Genomic DNA, 4,099 nt, shown 5'->3' with positions numbered 1-4,099 from the left:
CCTCGGCGGCGGCCTCGTCGCGTTCCACCACGACGACGTCGGCTCCCGCCGTCAGGAACGCGTGGGCGATGCCGGCGCCCATGCGCCCGCCGCCGAGGACACCGACGTTGTTGGGAATAGTCTGCACAGAATTCATCTCGCTCACTTCGATCCTTGCTGCTCTGCGGCGCCGGGGCTTCGGACGGCGTCCCCGTCCGGGGCGGCGGCAGCCGTCTTGACCGCACTGCGGGCTGCGCTCTTGGCCGCGCTCTTGGCCGCGCTCTTGGCCGCGCTCTTATCTAGGAAGGCCTGCATCCGGTCGAACTTGGCCTGCGACTCGAACAGGATGCCCTGGGCGATGGTATCGATCATCGGGTGCGCCTCGCGCGGGGTATGGAACACCGACTTGGTGATGCGCACGGCCAGCGCATCCTGCTTGCCGATCCGGTCGGCCAGCGCATGCGCGGCGTCGAGGAGCGCGGCCGGCTCGTGGATCTCGGTGACGAGGCGGGCCGCCAGCGCTTCTTCGGCGTCCAGGATGCGGCCGGCCAACAGGATCTCCTTGGCCAGCGGCTCGCCCACCAGTTCCTTCAGGCGCCAGGTGGCCCCCGCCGCGGCCATGATGCCCAGGCCGACCTCGGGCTGCCCGATCTTGACGGAAGGCGTGGCGATGCGGAAGTCGGCGGCGTAGGCCAGTTCCGCTCCCCCGCCCAGCGCGAAGCCGTCGAGCGCCGCGATGACCGGCATCGGCAGCTGGGCAATGCGGTGGAATACCGTGGAATTGATTCCGGCCAAGGCGTCATCACGACGGCGTTCGCGCAGCTGGGAGATGTCCGCACCGGAGGCGAATATTCCCTTGCCGTTGACCTCGGTGCCGGACAAGATGAGGATCCTCGGCGCCCGTTCCAGGACGGCGCAGACGGCATGCAGTTCGTCCACCATGGCCTGGTCGATGGCGTTGCGGACCTCCGGGCGGTTCAGCGCGAGGTGGACGCGGTCCTCCCGCTCGTCCAGCCGCAGCGTGCTGAAGGAGTAGTCGTCGAAGAGCATCAGACCCGCTCAACGATCATGGAGGTGCCCTGGCCGACGCCCACGCACATGGTGGCCAGGCCACGCTGCGCGCCTTCGCGCTCCATCCGGCCCAGCAGGGTGACCACCAGGCGCGATCCGCTGGAACCGAGCGGGTGCCCCAAGGCGATGGCGCCGCCGTCGTTGTTCACGATCGACTGGTCCAGCTTCAGGTCGCGCAGCACCGCGAGCGACTGGGTGGCGAAGGCCTCGTTGAGCTCCACGGCGCCGAGGTCGTCGATGCTCCAGCCGGCGCGGTCCAGCACCTTGCGGGTGGCCGGCACCGGCCCGATGCCCATGATCTCCGGTGCGACGCCGGCCGAGGCGCCGTCGACAATGCGGGCGCGGGGGGTCAGGCCGAACTTCTTGACGGCGGCCTCGGAGGCGACCACGATGGCCGAGGCGCCGTCGTTGAGCGAACTCGAGTTGCCGGCGGTCACCACGCCGTCCGCGCGGTTGATGGGCTTCAGGCCGGCCAGGACCTCGAGGGTGGTGCCGGGGCGGGGTCCCTCGTCGGTGTCGACGACGGTGTCGCCCTTGCGCCCCTTGACCGTCACCGGGACGATTTCTTCCTTGAGCCGGCCGCCCTCGATGGCGGCGATGGCCCGCTGGTGGGACTGCACGGCGAAGGCGTCTGCGTCCTCGCGGGAAATTCCGTAGACGTCGGCGACTTCCTCGGCGGTTTCCGGCATGGAATAGGTCATCTTGCCGTCGCGGCTGAGGTCGCCGCTGGCGAAGCGCTTGTTGACGAAGCGCCAGCCGATGGAGGTATCGAAGATCTCGCCCGGCTTGGCGAAGGCCTTGCCCGGCTTCTCCTGCACCCAGGGTGCGCGGCTCATCGATTCGACGCCGCCCGCGATGACGATGTCCGCGGCGCCGGCCTTGATCATGTGCGACGCCTGGATGATGGCGCTCAGGCCGGAGGCGCACAGCCGGTTAACGGTGATGCCGGGAACGTGGTCGCCGTAGCCCGCCAGCAGCCAGGCCATGCGGGCCACGTTGCGGTTTTCCTCGCCCGCCCCGTTGGCGTTGCCGAGGATGACCTCCTCGACGGCATCCGGATCGATGCCTGCCCGGACCACGGCTTCCTTGACGACTAGCGCCGCCAGGTCGTCGGGACGGACCGCCGAGAGCGCCCCTCCGTAGCGGCCAACCGGGGTCCGCGCCCCGCCAATCAGGAATGCCTCAGCCATAGAAATAATCCCTCGCGCTTGATCGTTCAACGGTGACGATGAGCGGTCGCTTCGGCTGCCGCAGGCGACTAAAATTACCGACCGACCGTTCTATAAAGAATCCCACGCGGCCGGGGAGGGGTCAACTGCCGTGACGCAGAAGGTCCGAGGCAGCGCCCCGACGGAACCCGGCCGGCTCAACCGGCGGTTTCGTCCCGGCCCTCGGCCTTGGCGGCGATCTCTTCCAGGTCTTTGGCCATCTGCTTGCGCGCCACGCGCAGTCCCAGCTTTCCGAAGAGCGCCATCATCAGCCTCGGGAGCGTTCCCGGGTTCTCCAGCTCGGCCCCGAAGAACATGGCCAGCCGGGTGCCGCCGTCCACGGGCGCGAGCGTGAGCCTCGTGGTGTAGTCGGCGCCGTTCGATGCCGCCTTGACCGTCGTCGACGCCGGCGCGTCGACGTCCGCCACCCACATCTCCTCGGTGGCTTCCTTGCCCATCATCTTGCGGGTTTCGCGCCACCGGAAGCCCTCGGCGTAGTCGCCGGGCGTCAGGATCTCGACCCGCGTCACGGAGCTCAGCGTCCGGGCGGAGCCGGGGATGTCGGTGATCACGCGCCACACGGCGTCGACCGGTGCGTTGACGTGCCGGACTATTTCAAGGTGATGGCCCACGGTCGCTCTTTCGGAAGGAGTCAGGTTTCGAACAGCCTAGTGGAGGCACTGCTCCCGGCGCAGCCGCGGAACGGCAACGATAAACTCGAAGGGTGACTTCCGAGAGCCCCGCCCCAGCCAGTACCGCCAACACTACCGCCGGCCACGCCGGAGTCCCGGCGCAGCCTGCCCTGCCGGAGAAGGTTTCCGACCTCTTCGACCCGGCGCGGTGGCGCGTGGTGGAAGGCTTCGACTTCCAGGACATGACCTACCACCGCCAGGTGGAGCGCGACGCAAGCGGCAACGTGGTGCGCGACCTGCCGGCGGTGCGCATCGCCTTTAACCGGCCGGAAGTGCGCAACGCCTTCCGGCCCGGCACCGTGGACGAGCTGTACCGCGCCATGGACCACGCCCGGATGACGCCCGATGTGGCCACCGTGCTGCTCACCGGCAACGGCCCCTCGCCCAAGGACGGCGGCCACTCGTTCTGCTCCGGCGGCGACCAGCGCATCCGCGGCCGCGACGGTTACCGGTACCCGGTGGAAAACGCGGCCGGCGAGTCGGCCGAATTCATCGACCCGGCCCGCGCCGGCCGGCTGCACATTCTGGAAGTCCAGCGGTTGATGCGCACCATGCCTAAGGTGGTCATCGCCGTCGTCAACGGCTGGGCCGCCGGCGGCGGACATTCCCTGCACGTGGTGTCCGATCTGACCATCGCCTCCCGGCAGCACGGCAAGTTCAAGCAGACCGACGCCACGGTCGGCAGCTTCGACGCCGGCTACGGCTCGGCACTGCTGGCGCGGCAGATCGGCCAGAAGGCTGCCCGCGAGATCTTTTTCCTGGCCCGGGAGTACTCGGCCGAGGACATGGTCCGCATGGGCGCCGTCAACGAGGCGGTGGACCATGAGCGGCTCGAGGAGGTGGCGCTGGAATACGCGGCGGACATTGCCCGGCAGTCCCCGCAGGCCATCCGGATGCTGAAGTTCGCGTTCAACCTGGCCGACGACGGACTGGCCGGCCAGCAGGTCTTCGCCGGTGAAGCCACCCGCCTGGCGTACATGACGGACGAGGCCGTCGAAGGCAAGGAAGCTTTCCTGGCCAAGCGCGACCCCGACTGGTCGTCGTTCCCCTACTACTTCTAGGGCGGGCGGCATGGACATCGAGCCGGCACTGGCAGCGCTGACCGCGGCGCTGGGCGGCGAGGGCCCCGCCGTCGAACTCGCCCCGGAC

Annotated in this window: 5 protein-coding genes; 1 reads left to right on the top strand and 4 read right to left on the bottom strand. The window is 69.0% G+C overall.

The genetic code is table 11. From position 1 onward, the window contains the following. From AC5RUJ_RS12205 to AC5RUJ_RS12190, 4 genes are all read right to left on the bottom strand, one after another. The coding region (locus tag AC5RUJ_RS12205; RefSeq protein WP_494155917.1) for a 3-hydroxyacyl-CoA dehydrogenase NAD-binding domain-containing protein at positions 1-136 on the bottom strand (136 nt) is incomplete at its 3' end. 5 nt (positions 137-141) lie between these two features. Continuing rightward, the gene (locus AC5RUJ_RS12200; protein ID WP_494128800.1) at positions 142-1,029 is read right to left on the bottom strand and encodes an enoyl-CoA hydratase/isomerase family protein; all 888 of its coding nucleotides are present in this window, start codon (positions 1,027-1,029) and stop codon (positions 142-144) included. Beyond that, on the bottom strand, positions 1,029-2,240 hold the full coding sequence (locus AC5RUJ_RS12195; RefSeq protein ID WP_494000619.1) for a thiolase family protein: 1,212 nt from the start codon (positions 2,238-2,240) through the stop codon (positions 1,029-1,031). Before AC5RUJ_RS12195 ends, AC5RUJ_RS12200 begins: the two co-directional genes overlap by 1 nt. Before the next feature lie 176 nt (positions 2,241-2,416). Next, the gene (locus AC5RUJ_RS12190) at positions 2,417-2,890 is read right to left on the bottom strand and encodes an SRPBCC family protein (protein ID WP_494128799.1); all 474 of its coding nucleotides are present in this window, start codon (positions 2,888-2,890) and stop codon (positions 2,417-2,419) included. 170 nt (positions 2,891-3,060) lie between these two features. On the opposite strand from AC5RUJ_RS12190, the gene AC5RUJ_RS12185 reads away from it, so the two are divergent. Beyond that, positions 3,061-4,011 (top strand): 1,4-dihydroxy-2-naphthoyl-CoA synthase, encoded by a 951-nt coding sequence (locus AC5RUJ_RS12185; RefSeq protein WP_494023277.1) that lies wholly within the window; start codon positions 3,061-3,063, stop codon positions 4,009-4,011. Positions 4,012-4,099: the final 88 nt, after the last annotated feature.

The organism is Arthrobacter sp. Y3223164, assembly GCF_059091005.1.
This window is presented reverse-complemented; position numbering and strand designations above follow the sequence as displayed.

Coding starts and splice junctions, on each gene's coding strand:
- AC5RUJ_RS12195 (WP_494000619.1), bottom strand. CDS start 2,240: ATGGCTGAGGCATTCCTGATTGGCGGGGCGCGGACCCCGGTTGGCCGC.
- AC5RUJ_RS12200 (WP_494128800.1), bottom strand. CDS start 1,029: ATGCTCTTCGACGACTACTCCTTCAGCACGCTGCGGCTGGACGAGCGG.